Below are 23,818 nucleotides of genomic sequence, written 5' to 3' on the forward strand. Positions count from 1 at the left end.
TTCTTTCTTGGTTGATTTAATCGTGATAGCTGTTTTGTGATCGTTACATGTGACGGTTCTCCTCCTGTTCCTGGGACTTTTTTATGTCAGGTGTCTCCTCCTTAACGAGTGCTTGAGTCTCTCTATTCGTTGTCTTTTCAGCTAAGCGCTGACTAAAAATATCTTGACCAACAGACTTGTTTTGTTGGTGTTCAAGAATATTATCTAAACGTTGAATCAATCCTTTTGCTGATTTTTGTATCACATCCAATTGAGCTTCCAGGTCAGACAAAGACTTTTTATCTCTTGACCAGTTAGCCAAATAAGCAAAACTATAGTCTTGTGTATCAATACCAAAATGACTCGCCACCACAAAAGCAACTGATTCAGCTTGCAGCTCTTTCTCTGGTTTAGTGTATTGATGTTTCTCCCTTTCCTGGAGATTATGGAGATCTGCATGAGCCATTTCATGGAAGAAAGTTTTTAGCGTTTGTGTCTCTGACATACCTGTTTTAATGATAATTTTATCTTCATTAGGAAGGTAAACACCGTTATAGTTTCCTAAATTATTAGACAACTCAACTTTAATACCTCTCTCTTGAGCAAGAACCTTGGTGGCTCTATAAAGGTTGGCATAATCATCATAAGTTCCTTCCAGGTTATTGACTGCTTTAGGAAACTCACGTCCAGACGTTTGGGAAATATCAAAGACTGGTACTAGTTTAAAGCTGGTATAGGTCACTGGTTTTTGATTCTCATCAAGGATGGGTTGGCCAGTCTCTTTATCTTTTTTAGTAACTGTTACAGGTGCCCAAATTCTCAAAGCCTTCTCTCCCTTATTGACCAAACGTCCAAATTGCTCCTTCCAAACCTTGAAGGAAGCAACTTTGCTAACGTCTGCTTTCTGAGCTTGTAATAAGAAAAGATTGTTAGGTGAATAGTGTGGTAACTTTGCCATCGCTGACAGAAACTCTTTGTAACGATCAGATTCTAGATAGGTTCTTATTCCTGCTTTCATGAGATCATTCAAACCTTTTTTATCTCCAGCTGCAATCAATTCTGAGACCTTTTCTGGAGTAATAACTATAGCCTCCTCTACTTCTTGAGACGAAGAAGAAGTCTCAAAATCTTCTAAACGAGAGACTAAATCATCTAAGGTTTTGGTGGCTAGATCAGAAAATTCCTCTTGTGTATGCTTCCCATTCGCAACATCTGCCCAGGATACCTGGTGGACTTGGTAAACCTTATCCTCTACCCAGTTTTGGTAAAACTCAGCCTCAGTATCAACCAAACCTTGTAGTGTTAAATCAGTGATCACCAAGTCTAAATCACCTCCGTATTGATCCAAAAGCTGATCAACAAAAGCCAATTCAGCGAGGTAGTCTGGGTTAAGATTAGTTTCTAAAACAGGTCTGCCAACCTCTCGAAGAGTGTCTAACACACTAGTTACCTTTACTTTGTTAACTTCAAACGTTACCCCTTCTTTCTCTTCTGCTCCTGACAGTTCAAGCTCCTCAACCTGACTGATTTCTTCCCTTTCAAATTGGTTATTCTGCATGATAGCCATCATCTCAGAGCCTCCATCTTTGATATATTCGTTGTTAATTGACAGCTGTTGAATCTTACCATCACGGTTACGATAAACACCAAGAATGATTTTTTCATGATTTGAAGCATCCAGTTGAGCATTGAGGTTACTTTTTAATCGCATGACACTAGCAGGAATAGCTAACCCATCGACTGTTCGTAATGCTAGCAAAAGATCTTTATCGCTGGTACGAATAGCCTTATCCAAGTCCAATCGATGCAATTTCTCAATGTCAGATAAATCATTAAAGTAAAATGCGTCACTCACAATTATTTCCTGTAATTCAGGCAGTACCTGGAGCTTTTCAAAAGCTGCATCATAATTGGCAATAAGCAAGTTATCAAAATGACCCCGCCCATTCGCAAAATCAAGTAAAGTCTGCTCGGCGGTCTGCCCTTCTTTCTGAGGTAATATGCCAGTTAAGTGCATGAAGTATTCTTTCCCAAATTCAATACTGACTTGGCCATTTTCAACCCCATCACTATAAAAATAAGTAATTGTAGTATCTGCAAGCTCATTAAGATAGAATTGTGCCACTTGCTGAAGGTTTTGTGCATAACGATTCAACTTCCTCAAATCTTTATCTGATACAGGATGATAGCCCTTCTTGTAAGTTGACGGTGTTAACCCATCTATGGTAAAATGTAATAAAGGCTGAGATTCAGTTTGATTTGGTGACAAGTCATTCAAAGGTTGCGACAAGTTCGCTTCAGGTAGAGGTGCTGCCTCCTGGTCTCCAGGTAAATCCTCGACATTTGTCTCAGCAATTATCCCTTGGGTTTTCTCAAGGGATTTTTCTTTACCCAATCCATACTTAGCTACTATATTTTCAAAGACCTGATCATAGTGACGTTCAACCCTACTCCAGGTTTCTTCGACTCCTTGAGCAAGATTATCCAGAAATTGAATAGCTTGCTCTCCGTTTAGATCATTTTCTGAGAGATAGGTTAAAATACTCTCTTGATTCAAAACATTTCCCTCCAGGGAGAGATAGCCAGTGGCTCCTTTATTTGATGAGTCCTCGATGTAAAGATTTACGCCATCTTTAGAGTATGCCAGATCCTCCAGGTTATTATGAAACTCCTCTATCATTTCCTGAGAAGCTCCTAAACGCTCCAGTTCGTAATCATGCCAGAGATAGTAATCTCCCTCTTGAATAATCTTTTCATTGATGAGAGCTTTTAAGTCTATTTCCACTTCTGGTTGTTCCACCTGATCTAAATCCATATCGCTCTCCTCCTTATTCTTCATAAGCCCTAATAATTCATTAACTCTAGCTCGATCACTATCAGTTAATGGACCATATTTTTTTGATGGTTCAAAGGTCCCTTGATCAGTCAGCTCAAAGGCTACTTTTTTAAGTCCCTTAACGAAATAGATCATCGGTTGTTTTTTCCATTGGTTAACCAGGCCTTGATCAATCAGATGTTGTACCCCTGGACTCATTGAAATACCTTGTGATTTCTCCGCTAACGCCTCAAGCTCGACTAGGCGTTTTTCATATTTCCTAATAGTCGTTTGGGTATAAAGGGACTCCCCTCGATAGAATTTCTCTATCTCATCCTTGATCCGTGAAATGTTGTCAACAGTCAAATTTAAACCATAACCATTTTTGTTAAGCCCTAGTCGCTTATTTTCCTCCTGGTCTTCCAAGCGTTCGATTCGCTCCTTTTGCGCTTCTATTTCTCTAGTAAGAGAGATAGCTTTGTTTTCCAGTTGATCACGTCTCTTGAAGAAAGCTCCAGCCCCACGCTTATCATTCATAGGCTGGCCATTAGTTTGGGCTTGGTAGGAAAAGACTGCCTGCGTTGCTTGGCCTAACTCGTTCTCCAGGCGTTCTAGCTTTCTATAAGCTTGGGCCAGTCTGCTATTATCTCTAACTTGACTAGCCCCTTGAGTCTTTAAATAATCATTCCAATCCGTTTTCTCTTGACCGTCTGCCAGCGGAGGGAGGTCAACAACTACTGGAATACCTTTCCCCTGGAGCTTAGAGATAAAGTTTCTGCCTGCTTCATCATTATCCAAGGCTAATGTTATCAGAACCTGGTTATCCTCTTTTTTAAAATAGGAGGTATGTTGAGCAACGTGGGCTAAAAGCTTAGGTGTTTCTTTATAATCTACCGTGTATGTTTTCCCTTCCTGATTCGCATACCATTCCATAAAGTGGCGACTAATAGTGGCTTCCTTGAGACCATCCATGGCCACCAAGCGAACATCATTTAAACTATCTCTATGTAGCTCTACATAGGACATGAGATCAATAGGACTTTCCGCAAACACTAGGCGCTTAGGTTGGCCAATATCTAGGGTCATTCCAGACATCCCATCAGAAGCTCTCATAATGCGTTTTAAGCGCCCTCTTTCATGGATGGTATTATTCTCCATGATTCCTTGTAGCGATGCTCCTGTGATCTGTCCTGACTTGTCCAGGGTCTTAAAGACAATAACAGGCTCTAAAACTTCTCCTGTCTTGTGTGTCGCCTGGGCCAACAACCCTTGCTTTATAAAAAGATTGATAGTATCTTCAGACAACCCACGTTCATTGACCAGATAATCTTTGGCTAAAGTTAAATCCTGACTTTCAAAGTTTTGTAGGTAATATTCAAAAACAGGTGGGATATATTCGGTTGGTTCAAAAGATTCAAACTCTCCCGTCTCCAGGTAATGTTTTGCTTGTTTAAAACTAAGTTTTTGGCCTGTTTGTTCCTCCTTTATCACCTGGACCAGTTTAATAACGTCCCCGTGTAAATCTCTGGAGAACCAAGAAAAGATATTTTTACTCGTATTTAGAATAAAACTATCATGGTCAGACCAGGTGTAATTGTCATGTCCCAGACGCTTCATATCTAGGCCTAGTTGCTGGGCCACATCCAGGATAGACAGGCGTTTTAACTCTTCAATTGTTGCCATCTCATCGCTCCATTTCTATTGTTTCTTCTTTTTCCTGACTTACAACTTCCTGATCCATAACCTGCTCTAGAGATTCATAGCCCTCAAGCTGCAACAACTCAGTAAGCACCTCTAGCGAATTTTTCCCCCAAAGCAATTCCTCATTAACGATAAAGGTTTCCGCCGATTGTGCAGCTGCCTCTAGACCCAAGCTCTCTAATTGTTCCTTAGAAATAATCATAGCTTCAGTTAGAGAACCCTTATAAAAAGCTCCAACTTCATGCTCCAGGTAAAAATCAATCTCTTCTGCCTTAAAAAGTGCGGTATCATAAATAGCTCCCAGAGTCCAGAATTCACCCTGACTATATCCTGTCACTTCTTTTATAGCGAGTTGTTTCCCATCTTCCGCCAGCATCCCCTGGACAAGTTCTACCTGGTCTTTATCGTCTAGGAAGTGATCTGGATAATCCCTAATATAATCTCTGATCCCATCATCTTCCAGAAGTTCCATTACTGTCTCATAGTCGGATTGAAAACTAGGAGAATCTTGAGCCAGTCTCCACAGTGAAGACGTACTTTTTACTCCTTCTAATCGCTTAGTATCTAATTGATCTTCCTGATAGTAATTCTGTACGATTTCTAAACCGTCTAAGACTCCTGATTCTTGGTAATAGACATCATTGTAGTATTGATAGATATGAGTCGCTATTTGGTTCGATTGCTCAATAAGACCATCCATAATCTGGGCTTTATTAGAGTAAGGTGAGCGGTAATCATTTAGCAAAAGCTCTCCTTCAAAAATCTCTTCTCCCAGATAGGGATCTCTTTGATCTGCTGATCGATTATCCAGGATCAAGAACTGAGACTGGTCCTGACTAATGCCAACAACGCTATAGCCTGTTTCTTGAATAATAGACTGGTGTTCTATTTGATCAATCACATCCATTATCGTGAGTTCTTCTTGCTCTTGATAGGCCAACTCACGCTTCAAACGAAAGAGTTCATCCGCTTCTGCCTGTAACGTTTCAAATAATGATCTTGAAACCTCGATTGGAGCAACCAACAGATCCTCTTGGCGTTGCTCTCTCGGATAGGAAAAGAGATACGGGGCCACATCTTTAAAATCCTGAAAGTTCATAGCTTTAATACTTTCCGTTACCAGCATGTTTCTAATATCCCCATCAGAAGTCTGATGGCCAATCCAACCATTTGTTGCCATTTCTCGAATGGCCTCAATTAAAGCATAATCAGGAATCTTACTTTCGATTCCTGCAAAAAAACCGACACCTATAGCGGTATCGGCCACAACGCCCTGTTTTAGAGCCTTATAATCTTTTTGGGTTAGTGTCATTATCTGTCCTTTCTTTCTATGTTAAGCAACTTTTTTCACAGTATCCTCGTCAACTACCTCACTATCCTCATGATTGACGAGGAGATGCCATTCATCAATATCTGTCATTGGGAATTTATAGGTAAACCACCTTGCTTTATCTTCTGGCGAATCTGCCAATAAATGAGCCTTCTCATGCGTATCAGGATTGTACTTTTTATCCCTAAAGACATTTTGCTTGGCCAAGAATACCAGGGTTTCATCAACGCCAATTCTGGCGATCTCATCAGGGGTCATTAAATCCCTCGAGTTTGATTGCACGTTAACAGAGCTAGAGCCTTGCTGGGAGTAGGTTTGACCGCTAGACGTGGTAGCAATCGTCTGCTTCCCTGCACGCATTGAGCAGTATTTCATGGTGTCTTCATCCTGAGTACCCAGGTAAATCAAACTGGCACAGTTGTTTAAGATAGTCTGCCACTCATCCCTGTAAGATGTTTTGAGCTGATTGATAGCCTGGACAATGGCCCAAATAGAGATCTCACGTGACCGTACACTGGACAAGGCTTCTACAAAATAAGGAATCTTTCCAAGTTGGGCAAATTCATCTAAGATCAATCTCAAATGAATAAGATCCTTAGGGCCATATTGAGGATGGCGACCCTGCAAAATCTCATCCGCAAGATTAGGTAGCACTCTAAACATGGTTGTAAAGAGAAGATTAGCGATAAAGTTATAAGCTGGATCTGTCTCTGGAATGGCAATAAATACCGCTGTTTTTCTGATTTGCCAGGTCTCCATCTCCAGGGTGTCCGTCCTGATGAGGTTTCTAACCGCATCATGGTCAAATACTGAAAAACGTGCTGAAGTTACCGCTAATACAGACATCAGGGTTTGGCCACCAAAGTTTGCCATAAAAAGGTCAAATTGCTTACAGGCATAGTTACCTGGTAATCTTTCTTCTAGTTTTTTAAAGAGCTGTTCCACTTCGCTCGCTTCCTCTGGATCCTGGCGTTTGAGTTTCCTTAGCAAATCCGCTACCAGTCCCAGGTGAGGCTCAAATTCTCCTAAAACCTTACCATCAAAGTAAAGGTATCCTATTAAGGCACGAATGAGGAAAGCCTCTGCTTGTGCCCAAAAGTCTTCACCCTTGTTATCACTTCGTTTGGTTCCATTGATAATACTTTCAGCCACTCGATCAATATCCAATTCAGAAGTCATATAATGAAAGACGTTAAATTGTGAGGAATTAGAGAGGGTAACTAAATCTAAAACTTTGATATCATAACCTTCCTCTTTTAACAAGTGGCCCACTTCATGAACCAATAGCCCTTTAGGGTCTGTTGTAACAAAGGAAGCATTCGCCTGCATCAGGTTAGGTTTGACTAGGTTCCTGGTCTTACCGTCACCTGGTGGACCAAAGACAATCCCATTTTTATTCAACTGGACCGCAAAGCCCAACCGTTTATTGAATAGGCCCATACGGGCATTTTGAGAGAGAATCATATCATTTTGAGGCTCTTTGTCACGAAACTTAATCAAATCCTGGACAGTCGCGAACCTAGCCGATCCATGCTCCTCTCCAGTTCGATAGGTTTTAGTGTCCTTTGGCCGATAAGCAATAAATAAGATAATCAAGCATAGCCCTAGACCAAAGCTCAACGATGTTAGCGTAAAGCCAAAGTCAATCAAAGGTAGTTGCGTTAAGTGCCCAAAGACCCAGCTTAAACGATTCAGACCAAGAATATCCAATTCTCCAGTATCAGGATATAAGAGAGTAGACTTATAGAACCAATGGCCAATATAGATGATTAAGAAACAGAGTAGTAAAATCAATTTGACGGTTTTTTTCGTCACGATTTACTCACCTCACTTACTTCTGCCCGACGTGACACTTTTTTAGCACTATCTAATGCTTGTTTTAAAGCAATCCTATCCTGGACTCGTTGGGTCTGATAAGCTAATTTGTCTTCGAGACTTTGAGCATTGTTAGGGCGTAACAAACGGGCATTTAGTTGCTTTCCAGCGGATTTATCCGTCAGTTGTTTAATCAAATCATCAAAGACCTGAGTAAGAATAGCCACGTCCTTTTGTTGGAAGAGGAGTTGGATTTTTCCTGCCTCCGTCTCTCTCATAGCAAAAGCTACACCATAGGTTTTGAGGTGCTTCTTTAGGGCATCAATATTCACTTCATGATTGAGAAAAGTTTTTAATTCTTTTGCTTCAGGAGTTCCCATAAAACTTCCCCAGTCCTGCTCCCCTCTTAAATGCTTAGTGCGGTCCATCAGGGTCTGTTGAAACCCATCAAATCGGCGTGTTGTGAAGAAATAAATGGCTTTGAGGATAAATTCCCCTGTCGCCCTGGCGTTTTCCTTTAGTTGTCGTACGGTTTTTTCTTGATCCATAAGTCCTCCTTGAATACAAAAAAAGCCACGAGCTATTGCTCATGACTTGATGACATCATTAGTTAGTAAAGCGTTTCTTAAATCCAAGGCCAACCAGGGTTAATAAGCCCATAATAGAAGCTACAATTCCTGATTGATCACCTGTACTTGGTAGGGTTTGTTTCTTCCCTCCTTGGGTTGTAATAGTAACGGTCTTATCCGCATTGACAACACCTCCTACGCTTGCAGCAGCAACAACTTCCTGCCTACCATCTGCATGTGCAACAATGACTTGACTATCTGTAGTCCCAACAATGGTTACCCCTTTATCTGTAATGACAGGTTGGGTCATAGGGGTTACAGGAGGGTTAGTGGTTTCCTTCTTGTCAGAAGTTGCTGGCGCAGTTGGCTTATTTGAAGGTTTGTTTCCTTCAGTGGTGCTTGGCTCAGTAGGTTTAGGCGTTTCTGTTGTCGTTGGAGTCGTTGGCTTAGTCGTTTCTGGATCTCCGTTTGGTTTATCTTCGGTAGTTGGCGAAGTCGGTTCGGTGGTAGGTGGTGTTGTCGGGACTTCTGGATTAGTTGTAGTTTCTGTTGTCTCAACTGGAGTTTCTGGAGCTGGTGGTAAAACAGGCTCCTCTGGTTTACTTGGTTCTTCAGGAGCTGTTGGTTTCTCTACTGGAGGAACAACTACTGGATCTGTTGGAGCAGGCGTTTCTGGAGCTGGTGGTACAACTGGCGCTTCAACTGGAGGAAGCTCAGGAATATTGGTATCACCAATAGGAACGATGACTTCAGAATCTGTTCCTGGCGCTGAAGCTTCTTCAGCTAAGACAGCTGAATTGAGAGCAAGTGTTGATAAAAGCATGATTGAGAATAGCGTTGTTTTTTTCATTTTAAGTTCCTCTGTTTCTATTGTTATTGATTGAGATACGGGGTTTCTACAGGAGCTTTAATGATCCTGTAACCATAGGGGCTAGATTTATCCGCTTTTACTGTAAAGACTAAGCGAACGTTTCTTGTTTCATTATTGCTTCGTAGAGCCAGGACAAAGCTAACGTTATAGCCTGCCTTTGTTGATTTGACTTCTTCCAGGATGGCAGAAATTAAACTTGTTTCCGATGATTTCACTTCCTTAGTCAAAGACTTTGAAACGAAATCTGACAAGTCCCTATCCGCTACACTGTAGTAATGGGATAGGAAATAACGACTAAAGACATTTAACTTATGGTCTAAATTAGATGCTTCCTGGTTTTGGCTAGAGTTTAATATCTTAATGTCTTCCTTCAACTGTTTGATTTGGGTAGACTGTAAGATACCAAGACCAATACTAGCTGCTCCTAGCATAAAGATTAACCCAAATAAAAATCTCGCAACCCTTTGAGATTGTCTATTAGCAGCCAAGAGTTCTTGCTTGAACAGGGTTTCAAGTTGTTTTTCCGATACAACTTCCTGATTTACTTTTGCCGGTTCTTCAGGATTGCCCTCAAGCTTCTCAGGAGGTGATTTTGGTATTTCTTTAGGTGCTCTCTTAGGGAATGGCAGCGGTAGCTTTTTCTTACCCTCATCCTTACCAAAGGTCATCAAGAGACTATCGATCGTACCTGATGTTGGTAAAGTAATCGAAAGATTGCTCTTAACTTCACCAGTATCATGATCAACATGCAAGAGCTTCAAATCGAGTTGCATCTGTTCCTGACGACAAACCGCATTCTGTTCATCTAAGAATTGTAGGAGGGCATCCCTAGACTCAAAGCCCCTAGTATCTTGGCTCTCCAGATTCGTGACTTGATACATCTGTTCCTCCTTTCTCAGCTGATAAAGCAAAGGCTTCCCATTCTTCTGCTGTTCGATGACTGGTTTTAATCAAAGCCAAATGGTATTCAACCTCCGCTTGGCTCACCTTTTGTTTCTGTCTGGTAATTTTTTCTTGGAGGGTTGCCTCCCTCTCATTGAGCTTATCTAGCTCATTTTGTTCTCTAGCGATTTTCTTCTTCAGTTCCGCTAGTGTCGGTTTCTTGGCCATTAGATTCCTCCGTTTCTGTTGTCGTTTGTGTTAAATGACCATAATCAGGATAATCTGGCCCCTGATCATGTAGTGCTGAAAGTGTGATTGGTGTTTTCTGGTTAACCAGGTATTTCCCACCTTGCTTGACATATTGTAGCTGTAAAGCAACTTCATTGACCACATCCCTTTGAGACCGTTCATAGTTGCCCTTTTCAGCTAGTAGAGTATTGGTATACTGTACTTTTACCAGGGCTACCATCGATTCTTGATCAATGTATATGGATGATGACTTATATTTAAAATCCACAATATAGCCCTTATAAGCCTGATTGATGGGATCATTTTCAAGATCCATTTCTTGTTGGTATAGACTTGCGGTCATAAAGGGACGGTAAATCTGGCGGTTTGCTTCCAAATCTTTCTTGGTATAATAAGCAATTAGGAAGTCTTCGACCTCCTTTTGAGTCAGTCCTTGAACCTCCTCTTTAATAACCTGTTTGGGAGTCTCTTTAACAGCCTTGGGGGATACTTTACCATGTCCTCCCAACACAAAGCCAATAAAGAATATCAAGATAAAACCCAATACTAGGCCAACCTTTTGAAGCCTCTTAACAGCTTCCTGATCTAACATAATGTAATTTCCTTTCTATGGAGTAATAACTTGGTTTTGTTGGAGAGTTCCGCTGTCTTGGAAGAGTGAGCTAGGATCCAAATCATATTGCCCACTTGAGATAATAGGACTAGTGGATAACTCCAGGTGAATATGATACACATCTGTCGCTCCTGATCGTCCAAGGACTGCAATCTGCTCCCCTTTTTTGACTTTAGTGCCAGCTGATAAACTTGGTGCATATTTTATATGACCATAATAGAGATACTTGCCATCTGGCAGTTGGATAGTAATGGCATGACCACCTAAATCAGAATATGAGACGCTATAGACCGTGCCATCTGTCATACTAAAGATTGGAATATCCACCCCATCATGTACCCCGTTAGCAACAATATCAACACCTGTATGTTTCCCTCCAGAGGCTGCATAGAGGTAATATCCTGCTCCAGTTGACCACGGTGTAAAACCATAAGGCTGAAGCACCGTGTAAGGCTGATTAAACGGATGACCGCCTTTGCCAACTCCTCCAGACGATTTGAGATACTGAAGAATTTGCTTAGCATTATTTTGGCGCTCCAGGAGTTTATCTCCAGCATTTCCTTCCCACAAGTTCAGGAAGCGCTTGGTGAGAGTTTCCACATCCTCCTCACTGGTTAGAATCTCACGTAAGATCTCCCTATAGTAAGGGTTGTCTCCTTCCATCATGAAGTCTATCTGGAGATCCAGGTCATACCACTTCTTATTCTTCTCTTTGGCGAAATTCAATAGAAGTGTATGCCGAATAGCCCCGTCAGCAGTATCCGTCCACTGGCCTAACCCAAGCCCTCGATGGATAATATTGGGATAAGCACCATTATAGATTGCAGGCCCTCCAAGCGATAACCAGTTAGGGTCATCCCAGGAGCTGTCTGTAGCACCTACTGGAGGGGCTAGATAATCCCCTTCAGCCCGTTTAGGATTGATACCACTCTCAGTAGCAAAGTTCCCCAACATAGCAGCTATCCCGTTATCTGTTGCTTTTGGAATCTTCTTCTTAATCCGATCACGGATAGCTCTTGACCTTTGGGCCAAATCCCCATCTATCTTAAGATCAGTTAACACGCTAGTGGTTTGGTTATAGGTGACACGTTCAAAGTAGAACCCGATATTGACGGGGACCCACTTGTCATCATCATCTTTTTTCTCATAGGTCATCTCTAACCCATTGCCACTGTTATTTTGTCCAATCAGGGTCTGGGTCTTGACCTCTTCCCCATCCTTGACACGAATACCAGCCATATTGTGATAAGTTAACCGACTCGATTTATCTTCAATAATCACCTTTTTGCCTTTGATTGTAACGGTTCCATCCATGGCAGCTAAGACATCTTGTCCCTGAGTTGCTCGAATATGACTGGAGGTTTTTAACTCAGTCTTTGAAGTATAGCCAAAACGGTCTACAATGACCAATGGCGACTGATAGTTAGCTTCATCATCCTCCTTGTAAAGAGGATTGTCCAGGTCTTGATAGGCGACATATCGTCCCAACTCCTGGGCATTCTCCAGAGCCTCCTTGTACTCTTCCAAGTCATCTTTAGAGAGCTTAATCCAAGTATCCCCTTTCTGAGCTAACTCCATCATGGTTTTGAGCTTATCCTCATCTTTATTAAGATGATCCCAAATATCTTCTAACGCATGTCTCATCGTCAATGGTTTACTCATCCGCTTTTCTGTCCAAGCTTCATCGATCGTGTAGCCACTGTAGCGGTGATTCATGTAGAAGATGACATCATCAATGTTAGTCCAATAATCCACCTTATCCGTCGATTTTTCACGATCCTTTTTACTCAAGGTTAACCAACTCTCGTTTAAGTCAAATTCATCTTGAGAGATCGTTGGAGATAAGCTCATGAAGAAGGAAAAGATAAACAGCACAATAAAGCTTATGAGATAGGAGGCGAGTGATAAGGGGTTAGTCAGCACATGAAGGACTGGTTTGGCCATGAGTTTAAAAGGCTTTGAGAAGAAGCCGACAAACTCTTTTGTGTTCTTCCCCCAACGTCCTAACCTGGTTTGAGAAATACGGTATCGGATTTTCTTGAGTTGATTTTGAAGTTTGGTCTCCCAGCGATCAACCTTGGCTGTCCGCATAAAGCCCCTACCTCTTATCAGGTTATAAGAACGATTCCCTACATCATAGAGAGTTTTAGAATTTTTGACTCCCTCATTGATTGTGTACTTGGCCAAACGTTTAGAGAAATCAACGTCACGTTTAACATCTCTAATGTGATGCCTGGCATCCGCAATATCTTCTAAGGTCTCATTGTCTCGTAATAAGTCTTCACCCTGTCTCCTAGCTTGATTATGCGCTGTCCTTAGTCCTAGCTTCCTAACTTCAGCACGCTTGACTTTCTTATCCGCTAGGCGACTAGCCCCACGACTAACCTTATGCCTTCTTATCGCCTCTTGGAGTTCTTCTCTACTCTGGTTTAATTGATTTTGAAGACCCTCTCCTTCCGGATTTTTAGAAATCTTTTTCAGATAGCTATATTGACGTTTTGTAACCTTTAAAGCTCGCTTAGAATCAAGATAATAACTTCTAGCAGTTGCCTGTCTGATTTTAGCAGACTTCCCTTTAAGGTTACGATAAGCTACTTTAGCTTCTTTACGAATTGCTCGATGATTTTCAAATCTGACTTTAATACTTCTTTGTTCTACCATAGGAAGTCCTTAGTCTGGATCTGTTTGGGCCAACTCATACAACCGTGTTCCTTTAGGAATAGGATTTTCAAAAGGAATGATGGTATGTGCCGCAACCAGGAGACCTGAGCCTTTCTGACGTGGCTTCTCAATATACTTGATCAAACTAGGTGGAATGGTCACGACCCTTTGGAGATCTTTGAGATCTTGGGGCTTATGCTTCAGCAAAAGCAAGAACTCACTGTTTGACAGTAAGTTTCTTCCTTCTTCAAACTTGATCAAGGTACCAATTTGCTGGGTAATAAAGGTTGGGACAGCTCCATATTTACGGATCCTAGCCCAAAGGTCCGCAAAGAAGGCAGCATCGCTAGCAGTTCTGAATGACTGATGGACCTCATCCCAGTAGAGACGAATGGTGGTCTTGCCCTGGTAATTGATAACCTGTTGCCAGATGTAATCTTGGATAACTCGGAGCGCAAATGGCTTGAGCTTATTAGCTAAGCCTTTGAGGTTAATAACGATGAGACGACTTGACATGTCCACGTTGGTAGGATAAGAGAATAGGTTCAAACTTCCGATAGTATAAATCTCAGCCTTAGTAGCCAAATCTTGAGCCGCTTCTTCTGGTTGTTCTTTGAGCACCTGGTGCCAGTCTACAAGTGTTGGAGTTTCAAAACGCTCATAGGTTAAGGTGGTTACACGGTCAATAATGGTGACGTGATCATCATCTACCTCTTTCAAAATACTTTCAAAGAGACCCATTAAAAGATTGGCCTTATCCGCAATCACGTCAATCTCCTCGTCATCGTCATTAAAGAGAGCTGTGATGGTTTGAGGTAAATCTAAGAGGTTTAGGTGGGTTTTTGATTTTGGTGAAATGTTTAAGACTTGCCCATCAAAAGCTTCAGCAATCTTGGTATATTCCCCTTCAGGATCCACAATAATCACTCGATCATCAGGATAACGCAGGAGAGTAGGAATAATTTCCGTGGTCTTAGTGGACATCCCCTTACCAGATCCAGAAGACCCTACAACACCACCATTACCAGCGTTTAGGTCACGTTTGCGATCTAAGGTAATGGTGTTATGGGACAGCTGGTTCTGGCCATAATAGATAGCCCTAGGACTATCTGATCTCAAGTCCACATTGGTAAAGGGGACCTGGGTAGCAATATTAGTTGTGGTCATGGGACGGACAAATTTTTTCTTAGCATCTAAGAAAATCTGCCCGATTGGTAACATGGTATTTAAGGCTTGTTCCTGATGGTAATAGCATTCTACAAAGTCAACACCTAGCTTATTCCCAGCAGTTACTACCTTGGTTCGATGAGTGTTTAACTCTTCCTGGCTGTCAGCAACTAGGTAAACTGCAATCACCCCAGCAAAGGCCTTCTGGTCATTCTCACGAATTTCATCCTGCCAGCGTTTAGTTGCTTCATTCACTTCCTGGGCAATCCCTGAGACTGCTAATTCTGGGTCAATCCCTTGCATGGCCCCATCCTTTTGGTTATTGATCATCTCACGTTTAACCTCAGATTGGGCATTTTGGAGAGATTGAGTAAACTCTCCAGGGTTATAAGGATCAGCAGTCACCGTAATAGCCAGTTCAATCCCTATCGATGTCAACTCCTTGATCAATTTATCGGATAAGAAGGTTGGGAATTGTCGGACATACATCACCTTAGCAAACTTGTCATCAATCTTAATCTGATTTTCCATAAAGTGGAATCGATTAGGAGCAACAAAATCTTTAGTCCTGAGACCTGATAGGTCTATATCTCTATAGGTATACGGTAGATAGGGACTATGTTTCAGAAACCATGAAAAAATCCCCATGCGTTCTAAACCGTCCAGGGGATCAAACTCTATATCCATCTCTGTAAACTGATCTGTAATGGATCCAGAGAGTTCATGAAGATTGGTATCTGCTTGTAAGGCATCATAAGCCTGGGTGGCCAAGGTAATGTACTTTTCAACTTTAAAATTTCGACTATCAGCTGAAAAGCGATTTTTAATCATCGTGTTGTACTCTTCACGCAGATCATTGTAATCATCATCCGCAGGTTCATACAGGATTTTTGAAATCGCAGAGCTTTCGACACGTCTGTTAATCACTAGCAGTTGCATGGTATTACCCACATCTAAACTATTAGTGGCTTCTGCATAGGTATCAATAACAGCGACTTTATCTTCATCTGAAGCTGAGGTGTAAGCCACGTCACCCAGACGATAACTCCTGGACCAGATGTTCTTGGCCACGTGCATTAGGCCATTCTCGAATAAGGACTGGTAATAAATCGAACTTTGGGTAGACGGTTTAATGGACCGTCTGAGGCGCTTCTTCCGTTCTTTCTCAGCTTTCGTCAGCTTGGCTTTCTTTTGTTTTTGAGCGAACTTTAAAATCATCTACAATGAGATCCTCCTCTCTATTTTGAAATTGTGTCTGATAGCTCCTCTCATGGATGGTTATAAAATAAAGCACCCTTTCCTTGATGGCCTCATCCTTACCTGTACAATATAAGGTTAAAGGCACAAGCACCATAAACAGCAAGAGGTAAATGAGTATGAGCGGAAAGTTAATTAAAAATAGCCCAACACTTAAAGCACTAACCAAGAAAACACCGATGATGAAGATCACCAGTCTCTTGGAGGATTTAAACAGTGAGGGCTTTTCAAAATGATCAAATTCTTTTAAAAATTCTGAGCCTAATTTGGCCATAAGTCTCCTTTCAGGTATGAAAAAACACCCTACAGAATTTGTAAGGTGTCCCATTTTATAAAATAAAAACTAACGATAATATTTGATATAGTAGTATGTTCTCCGTAAGGTTAACAAACCTGTTAAGATAATGATAATTGTAAATGCTATTGGAGATTTAACATAAGGAATATATTTAGAGTAGCCTAAACCTTCCAAAGAGCCTGCTCCAAGAACATACCATAAGCCAGAAGAAACCAAACCTACATAAATCCAAGATTTAATCCATGTATAAAGAAATACAGGAGTAAGTAGAATATATGATATGCCTTTACCAATAACTACAATAATAGCACCAAAAATTCCCTCTAATGAAGGTTCATCTTTAGTTAAAACAACTTCTTCTTCATTCATGTAAATACCTCCAGTGCCTATAAGATAATTATACCACACAGAGACATCATTACATAGCATTAAGTAAGTTTTTTGCAGTTCTTTGACTACCCCAAATAAGCGTAATAAATACAATACCCTTGGCCAAAGCCGCAAAGGCAATCGCCATCGCTCCCTTATCATTGGATAGAGTCATTTTAAATAGATCGTTAGATACAATGACTGGATAGAGACGGATGATAATAAATAAAACAATTACTTGGAAGGTAGCTGCCGCTACTAATTTTAAGAAATTGATGGTAATCTGTCGAGTGGTATCAGACATAAACAGGGCAATCAGTAGACCAGACACCGCCCTAAGAATATAGAGGTTAAAAGCCCTCATCATCATAATAATTTTAATCGATAGCTGTGAAATCCCCTCAACAGTCCAAGCAATAACTAAAATTAAATGTTTTATAATGCCTTTAATCCCTTTGACTTCAATCCCTAAATCCATGTCAACAGGTTTAACTGTCTTATCCATAGCCTTAACCGCACCAGTGGTTAGATACATAATCACATCAAAAATTAAACGAGCATTCTCTACCAAGAGAAAGGCCAGAAGAAATTTGTAGGCAATGCCCCAAAAAATTTCTCCTGTCATCGATGCTCCTTGCCTGGCTTGGTGTTTTGTGATGGTATCAAACTCAATCGCAAAAAATATCCCAATCAGGATATGAGCTATCGGCTTAGTAGCATTATAAACCAGGTTGGTAATTGCATTAGCCTGAGCATTATAGGCCGATATAGACTGGGTTAGTTCAGTAATATCCACATATAGCCCTCCTTAGAATTCTAGAGCATTGATAGCAGCAATAATACCTGCCAAAAAGGCTCCCAAGCCACCTGCTTGAGCCAAGCCAAACAACATTTGGTTACGACCTTCTTCCTTGGTCAAATCATTGTTAATACGCTGACCAGATAAGAATTTCAGATAGCCTTCTGCTGCCGACCATAAGCCATTAACAGCAGCAATACCAAAAATTAGCGAGATAAAGCCAATAATGATTGTTTTTGCGTTCATGTTTTCTCCTTTATAATTCAAAAACCCCAGTTATTCAGAACTGGGGAAGAGTTGGTTAGATCAGCCTAACTAGCTGATAGACATCTGTTTCAGATGATAAAGTTGGGATCTACCTTACCAGGAAACAAATATCTAGCAACTAGCTAGGCATTAACCTAGCATAGTTGATTGAGGACTAGTCCTCTTTACGCTTACGCACCGCAAATCCAAGACCGCTCATAGCTGATACTAAACCAGCCATCAACAGACCGATTGAGCCACCATCACCAGTCTGTGGCAATACCTTAGCAGCTACTACAGGAGTTGCTGGAGTAACTGGAGTTGGTGTTACTGGTTTTTCTGGTGTTGGAGCTTCTGGAGCTGGAGGTGTTGGTTTTGGTGGCGTGTGAGTGATCACGACATTAGATACCACTGGATTACCATTAACGTAGAGTTGGTAAGAGTTAGTCACGTCTCCAGCTTTAATACGCTTAACAGTAATGTACCCATCTGCACCAAAGGCGCTCTCACGTTGGATTGATTTCAAGAAATCTTCTTTGAATCTAGCTACAAAGAGTCCAAACTTGGCATCGTAGACTGTTTCCACGTGATCTTTGAGATCCGCACCAGCTTTAATCACGGTACCATCTGCCAAAGTAATGTCTACTTTAGCTTCAAAGCGGTAGGCCTGGTACTCGTCATGCGTTGCTTGGAGTTGGTCCACAAAGCGGTATTCATGAAAATCATAACCACGATCAGCTGGAATAACCCAACCTTCAAGTTTGTAAGTTACTTCATCACCAATTTGAACTGTACCACCATCAATGGACTTGCCATCTTTATCCAGCACGTCCTTATGGATAGCCAGCACTGGCAAATTGTTCACTACAACATTTCCTGCATAACCGTTACCGAAGTCAATCTGGAAAGTTTGGTTGGTAATGTCACCTTCTTTGAAAGTCTCCTTGATCTTGAAGGAAAGGTTGTAAGTAATATCCAAGCCTTTTTGAACATAAGCTTCAAAGAATTTCTGAGGGTCTTTTGCTACCCAAAGATAAAATTCACCAACTGGAGAGATTCCAGAATCCTTAATCAAAGTCTGAAGCTTTTCCTCAAGAGCATCTAAAGACAAAACATGTCTCATCTCAAGTAACTCACGAACATCATCACCATTAGAGGCTGTAATGCTGTTAACTACTAAAGATTTACCATCCAAAGCCTCATCTTTTAAGTCCTCCAAGTGTAGGAAATTCTTGAGAATAGCTGAGCGACTAGCTAACATGCCTCTATACTGATCGAAGTCCTGTTTGGCCAAATAGTTAAGCGTAGTGTTTGGTAAAACTGATTTACCATCAATAGAGTTGCCTTTATCGTCAACAACATCTTTCTTAGGCTCAATCAAGTTGTCTGTTGGTGTTGGAGTTTCTGGTTTTGGAGTTAAACGTTTGTAAACGTAGGTTACTTCCGTTACCCCTTCTACCACCTTACCTGTTTCGTTTCCGATAGTCGCAGTAGGAATGAGTTCATACTCAATACCATCATTAGTCTTGATAGTACCTGGTTTGTTATCAGTTGTTTCATAAGACTCACCAACTGGCGCAGATGGGGTATCTACTACATCAACTGCGATTGGACGATTAGTGCCTTCTTCAACGTAATGGACGATAACAGAGCCTTTACCAGCTTCTTTAGCTACAAGATCATAGAAATAAGTAACATAAATTGTTCCATCAATAACCTTACCGTTTTCAGCACCTTCAACTTTTTCAGTCAATTTGTACTGATTGCCTTCAAAAGCGATAATAGCTGGCTTGTTATCGGTAGTGTCATAAGATGAGCCTACTTTTCCATCTTCTACATCAATAGCATTTTCAGCAATCTTCAGCCCATCTGTAGAGCGATAACGAACTACAACGTTACCATTGTAAGTACGAACTTCTGAACCTGGCGTATAGACAACAGGGGTATCAGATACCGTTGTATATTCGCCTTTAGGAGTAGTGATTGTTGTAGTGAAGGTATTCTTGTAAGTCGCACCATCATTGACCACACGACCAACAATAGTTGCCACAGGAATAGCTACATCTTTAGTCAAGTCTGCATTGATTGCTTTAAGCGTAGCTTCAGTCGCAACCAGGGAAGCCTTACCAGTTTCGTCAAATGTTACTAGATAGGCTGGTGAAGCTTCAGCAGTTGCCTTAGCATCAATTTCAAAACCTGATGGCAATGGATCAGACATGGTGTAAGCTGTAACAACTTCACGACCTGCTTTAAGAGAATCATTTGCAAGTGTCCAGGTAACTGTAGAGCCTTTTGGCACAAGTTGACCATCTACTGATACCTGATCTGCATTGATGACATCTTTGTCATTGCTTGGTTTTTGATCCAAAAGAACATCATGGACATTTGTAGTTACAACAAGTTTTTCATACCCAATCTTGTCAAGCTCTGGCGATGGTGCTGGAGGAAGTACAAATCTTTCTTCAGGAACATCGACTTTTGGCGTCAAATTCGGTTTAATTGGTTCATATTTATCAGGCTCAAAACTTCCAGTATCAGGAGTTGATTGAATCAACTTGAGATCCCCTGGTTTTTGGTTAGTGTTTCTGAATTGCACGAACACTTGACCGTGTGTGTTATGGATCCAGTTGTCATCAACGTTAAGAACCTGAATCAAGCTTGAAGTCTGATTTGGGGCTAAAGTGGTTCGAAGGTTGACATCTAATGTTTTATTGATAGGAATATCAAAGTCTGAGTTTCCATCATACTGATGTGAATAAACATTATTCCCTTTCAAATCTTGAATATGTAAACTGATGTTTTGATTAACTGCACGGTTGGCCGTGAAGTTTTTAAAGCTATGGTTCTTCAATGTTACTGTTGATACAACAATCACCTCACCAGCCTTTCCATCAGAACTTACCGTCCAATTGATACGGCCATTGATCTTCCCTTCGCCAAATACACCAACACCGTCATTCACGTCATAGTGTAGAGTAAAATCACCCGTACGATCATCTACAGTTGCTTTCATGAAGCTATCACCATACTCCAAATTATCAACATTTTGTGTACGAGCCTCTACATTAGCACTAAATGATGTACCATTGTTGAATCGAGCAAGGGCAGCGTTGTAAGCATCTTGCAAAGCTTTATTTTGAGCATCAATTTTATCTTTTGCTTCTTTATTCTTAGCGTCAACAGCAGCTTGACCTTCCGCATTACGCTTATCAACTTCTGCTTGACCTTCCGCATTCAACTTGTCAACACGGGCTTGCTCAGCTGCATTCGCTTCATCAATAGCTTTATTCTTAGCAATAGCTTCCGCACGTGCTTCATTATTTGCCTTAATTTCAGCGTTTTTCTTATCAATTTCTGCTTGGGCCTTCGCTTGTTCATCAAGTTTAGCCTGATTTGACTTTGAAACTTCTTCAACTTTTGCAGCAATTTCTTTTGACTTAGCTTCAGCTTCAGCCGCTGTTACTTTAATAGTACCAGTTGCTTCTGTTTCCCCTACAGCTTTGCCAACAGCTTCCTGAATAACTTCATTGGCAGTTGTATGAGCAACTTCAGCCTTATTAACAGTTTCAACTTGTGTATTCAAATCAGCCTGAGCTTCAGTCAAGGTGTTGTGAGTTACTGTTTCAGTTTGATTAACCTCAACACCTGCTTGTGTCGCAGATTCCACAGCACTATTCAACGCTTCAGATGTTACTTCTGAAGTCAACGTTCCTGTTTGGTTTCCTGATTGAGCAGTTGCTTCTTGGTTAGCAACAGGTGTCTCTGGCTGAGCAGATTGAAGGTTTGTCGCTGGATTGTCCGTTAAAACAGCAGTTGGAGCTGTTTCTACAGGTGATACTTCATCCGCAGAAACGGAATTGCTCATAAAAAGCATAGCTCCCAAAGCGATCCCACAAACCAAACCATAGGCTTTTGATTTACGGAAATATCCGCGTCCTTTTTGTGTTGTATTTTGATTCATTAGTTATTTTCCTCTTTCTTTTTCGTTCCAAGTGCCAATAATGGCAACATTACAGCCCCAACAAGTGATAAGAAACTAGTTGCAGTCCCAGTCTTTGGTAAGACTTTAGTAGAAACAGCTACTGGAGTGATTGTTTGTGGTTTTTCCTCAGGTTTCGTAGGTGACTTCTCAACCTTGACTGGATTCACAACTTTAGCAGGGGCTTTTTCAGTCAAAAGCTGACCACCCTTAATATCGAGCGTATAGGCATTGTCAAGACCTTCATTAACCTTAACGGCATACGCACGCTCATACTTGGTATCATAAGCTGTTAGCTTAGATACTGTTACAGGGAGCTTAATGCTGACTGACTCATACTTACCGTTAGTTGGCAAAGCTTTTGTCGATTCGTTTTCAGTTAATGTTTCACCTGTTACCGTATTTTTGCTTGTCGCCACAATCTTAACAGACGTTGTTTCGACTCCATCATGTTCATAGGTATAAGTCACTTTAACCGTACCTACAACTGTAGGTGTGAAGGTTGCTTTACCATCTACAAGTTCAAGGGATTGAGGAGCTTTGCCAACTTCTTCAACGGTAACTGAAGTAATCTTAGCACCATCACCATTTTCAACTGAAATGACGATTGGCTCTAAAACTTTGTAAGGGACATCTACTTCACGAGTACGAGTTTCTTTTTCCACATACTCTTCTGTACGTGTACGGGTTTCCATCTCAGTGTACTCTTCTGTACGTGTACGGGTTTCCATCTCAGTGTACTCTTCTTCGACTTGGACAACCTTAGAAACTGTTGTTTCTTTAGCGATAGTTTTCATAAAAGTATTTAAGATTTCGTTACGGTCAAAAATAGAACCATCTGCATTCTTAGTTGACACTCTCCATACACGTCCTGAAACGATTTCTTCTAGATTAGTTGTCGCTTCGTCCTTAGTACCGTTGCTTTCGGCATCTTCGATAAGAAGTAGTTTGACACCTTCTGGCAAATCTTCCAAGTTTTTAGCATCTTTAAAGAATGACGTTGTAGCACCTGAACTAAAACCACCAAAATCATCAAAATCAGATTCAATAACAATTACGGTATCAGCAGATCCGTTCGCTTGCTTAAGTGCCTCAGTAATCTTCTTAGCACGAGAAAGAGAGGTACCTGTCTTATCATAGATAATTTTCAAAGTGCTACTTCCACCTTCTACTTTAACCGTGTTCCCTGCAAATGACCAGCCTGAAGACAAGCCAGTTCCAGCACTTACATAGTCATAAGCGTAGTCCTCTGCATATACTTCGATTTTAGATTTATCCAAAGTACCCAAGAACTTATTGAGAGTAGATGTAGCACTAGCAACAATCTCCTTGCGAGAATTAGAAGTATCAAGAATATACCCAATGTTTAGGGGAGAGGTAGTGTAGTCCATTGTCGTCTCGGTGACAGTTTTATCCACCAAACGTGTCTTTGTCACAGGTACTTCTTCCGTAACTTCACGTGTTTTGGTAACTGGAACTTCTTCTGTCACTTCACGTGTTTTGGTAACATCAACTTCATAAGTTTCAGTTTCCTTACGCACACGATCTGTTTCTATAGCTTTTGTTTCAAAGGTTTCTTGACCAGTGATATTAGTATAGGCCTTGGTGTTTACCTTATCCAACAACTCTTTGTTTGCTGTATAAACAACTTCCTTGTCCTTTAATTCAGCTGACCAACCAGCTTCTTTATTCAGTTCGTTAGTCTTATCAATATTAACCTCTTCCGTTGGATCAACGGGAGTGGTAACGGTTAAGGTTTCTGTGTGTGGACGATCTGATGGCAAGTCGATAGTTTTGCTTTCTTCCCACTCCACTACAGTGTCTTTAGATACACGAGCGACTTCTGTTTTAGTCGCTTCATCAACAACTTTGACCGTGATAGGTTCTACAGTCTCAGATTCAGCAGGCAGTGCCACTGGCGCACTAGTATCAGCAACATAAGTATTTGTCAATTCTTCAGCGCCTACGGACGTTGTGATCGTTAACATACCAGCTAACATAATGCCACAAACCAAGCCATAAGCTTTAGATTTACGATAGTACCCATGCCCTCTTTCCATTTTTTGATTCATTTCCGAATCTCCTTTTTTATAAATTTTAGAGAGTTTAGTGACTTGTCCAGGTCAATAAAAGTTTTTATAAACTTGATAGGGCTAGAAGAATAGATAAGATTAAGACACATATAGACATCACTAAATTTGCTTCAAAATTATCATCT

General features: G+C 41.0%; 16 protein-coding genes. All 16 read right to left on the reverse strand.

Features of this window, described 5'->3' with window-relative positions; all coding sequences use genetic code 11:
- Window positions 1-43 precede the first annotated feature (43 nt).
- The 16 genes from HF992_RS02280 to HF992_RS02355 all read right to left on the reverse strand — a co-directional run bounded on the left by HF992_RS02280 (window position 44) and on the right by HF992_RS02355 (window position 23,672).
- Entirely contained in the window at window positions 44-4,477 is a 4,434-nt protein-coding gene (locus HF992_RS02280) for a PBECR4 domain-containing protein (protein WP_168548448.1), read from the reverse strand.
- A 1-nt stretch (window position 4,478) separates the two neighbouring features.
- On the reverse strand, window positions 4,479-5,807 hold the full coding sequence (locus HF992_RS02285) for a hypothetical protein (protein ID WP_168548449.1): 1,329 nt from the start codon (window positions 5,805-5,807) through the stop codon (window positions 4,479-4,481).
- A gap of 21 nt (window positions 5,808-5,828) precedes the next feature.
- The gene (locus tag HF992_RS02290) at window positions 5,829-7,640 is read right to left on the reverse strand and encodes a VirD4-like conjugal transfer protein, CD1115 family (RefSeq protein WP_425505585.1); all 1,812 of its coding nucleotides are present in this window, start codon (window positions 7,638-7,640) and stop codon (window positions 5,829-5,831) included.
- Window positions 7,637-8,188 (reverse strand): DUF3801 domain-containing protein, encoded by a 552-nt coding sequence (locus tag HF992_RS02295; protein WP_168548450.1) that lies wholly within the window; start codon window positions 8,186-8,188, stop codon window positions 7,637-7,639. The genes HF992_RS02290 and HF992_RS02295 overlap by 4 nt, the downstream gene beginning before the upstream one ends.
- Before the next feature lie 58 nt (window positions 8,189-8,246).
- Window positions 8,247-9,059: an LPXTG cell wall anchor domain-containing protein gene (locus HF992_RS02300; protein WP_168548451.1), complete on the reverse strand. Its 813-nt coding sequence runs from the start codon at window positions 9,057-9,059 to the stop codon at window positions 8,247-8,249.
- A 23-nt stretch (window positions 9,060-9,082) separates the two neighbouring features.
- Window positions 9,083-9,961 (reverse strand): hypothetical protein, encoded by an 879-nt coding sequence (locus HF992_RS02305; protein ID WP_168548452.1) that lies wholly within the window; start codon window positions 9,959-9,961, stop codon window positions 9,083-9,085.
- Window positions 9,924-10,190, reverse strand: a complete 267-nt coding sequence (locus HF992_RS02310) for a hypothetical protein (protein WP_168548453.1) — start codon at window positions 10,188-10,190, stop codon at window positions 9,924-9,926. The genes HF992_RS02305 and HF992_RS02310 overlap by 38 nt, the downstream gene beginning before the upstream one ends.
- On the reverse strand, window positions 10,144-10,803 hold the full coding sequence (locus HF992_RS02315; RefSeq protein ID WP_168548454.1) for a hypothetical protein: 660 nt from the start codon (window positions 10,801-10,803) through the stop codon (window positions 10,144-10,146). The genes HF992_RS02310 and HF992_RS02315 overlap by 47 nt, the downstream gene beginning before the upstream one ends.
- A gap of 15 nt (window positions 10,804-10,818) precedes the next feature.
- Window positions 10,819-13,485 (reverse strand): phage tail tip lysozyme, encoded by a 2,667-nt coding sequence (locus HF992_RS02320; protein WP_168548455.1) that lies wholly within the window; start codon window positions 13,483-13,485, stop codon window positions 10,819-10,821.
- 9 nt (window positions 13,486-13,494) lie between these two features.
- Entirely contained in the window at window positions 13,495-15,870 is a 2,376-nt protein-coding gene (locus tag HF992_RS02325; protein ID WP_168548456.1) for a VirB4-like conjugal transfer ATPase, CD1110 family, read from the reverse strand.
- A complete protein-coding gene (locus HF992_RS02330; RefSeq protein WP_168548457.1) occupies window positions 15,818-16,183 on the reverse strand; it encodes a PrgI family protein in 366 nt (121 codons plus the stop codon). The genes HF992_RS02325 and HF992_RS02330 overlap by 53 nt, the downstream gene beginning before the upstream one ends.
- A 69-nt stretch (window positions 16,184-16,252) precedes the next feature.
- Entirely contained in the window at window positions 16,253-16,576 is a 324-nt protein-coding gene (locus HF992_RS02335) for a hypothetical protein (protein ID WP_168548458.1), read from the reverse strand.
- A 49-nt stretch (window positions 16,577-16,625) separates the two neighbouring features.
- On the reverse strand, window positions 16,626-17,372 hold the full coding sequence (locus HF992_RS02340; protein ID WP_168548459.1) for a hypothetical protein: 747 nt from the start codon (window positions 17,370-17,372) through the stop codon (window positions 16,626-16,628).
- A gap of 12 nt (window positions 17,373-17,384) precedes the next feature.
- On the reverse strand, window positions 17,385-17,621 hold the full coding sequence (locus HF992_RS02345) for a hypothetical protein (protein ID WP_168548460.1): 237 nt from the start codon (window positions 17,619-17,621) through the stop codon (window positions 17,385-17,387).
- A gap of 175 nt (window positions 17,622-17,796) precedes the next feature.
- Window positions 17,797-21,582 carry an SspB-related isopeptide-forming adhesin gene (locus tag HF992_RS12335; RefSeq protein WP_168548461.1) on the reverse strand — a complete coding sequence of 1,262 codons (3,786 nt, stop codon included), beginning with the start codon at window positions 21,580-21,582 and terminating at the stop codon, window positions 17,797-17,799.
- Window positions 21,582-23,672: a putative cross-wall-targeting lipoprotein signal domain-containing protein gene (locus tag HF992_RS02355; RefSeq protein ID WP_168548603.1), complete on the reverse strand. Its 2,091-nt coding sequence runs from the start codon at window positions 23,670-23,672 to the stop codon at window positions 21,582-21,584. The genes HF992_RS12335 and HF992_RS02355 overlap by 1 nt, the downstream gene beginning before the upstream one ends.
- Between the last annotated feature and the right edge of the window lie 146 nt (window positions 23,673-23,818).

Source organism: Streptococcus ovuberis (assembly GCF_012396585.1).
Lineage (GTDB): Bacteria > Bacillota > Bacilli > Lactobacillales > Streptococcaceae > Streptococcus > Streptococcus ovuberis.